The following is a 272-nucleotide window of genomic DNA, read 5'->3' as shown; positions in this document are numbered from 1 at the left end:
AAGCCGTTAAAACCATTTTGCTTAATGGGGCTGATAAAATGTTAGTCGTGGGAGCAGAATCCACCATTTGTCCTGTAGGGATTGGGGGGTTTGCGAGCATTAAAGCCCTTTCTACAAGGAATGATGATCCCAAAAAAGCTTCAAGACCTTTTGATAAGGATCGCAATGGTTTTGTGATGGGCGAAGGCGCTGGGGCTTTGGTGCTTGAAGAATACGAGAGCGCGAAAAAAAGAGGGGCGAAAATTTATGCAGAATTTGCCGGATATGGCGAG

Annotated in this window: 1 protein-coding gene; it reads left to right on the top strand. The window is 45.6% G+C overall.

Features of this window, described 5'->3' with window-relative positions:
• Window positions 1-272 (top strand): beta-ketoacyl synthase N-terminal-like domain-containing protein (locus tag DV63_RS0209290; protein ID WP_031202343.1); only part of this gene is annotated, 272 nt, incomplete at both ends.

Source organism: Helicobacter pylori FD535 (assembly GCF_000296015.2).
GTDB lineage: Bacteria > Campylobacterota > Campylobacteria > Campylobacterales > Helicobacteraceae > Helicobacter > Helicobacter pylori_CT.
The sequence above is the reverse complement of the archived record's forward strand: the minus strand, read 5'-3'. Positions and strand labels throughout refer to the sequence as shown.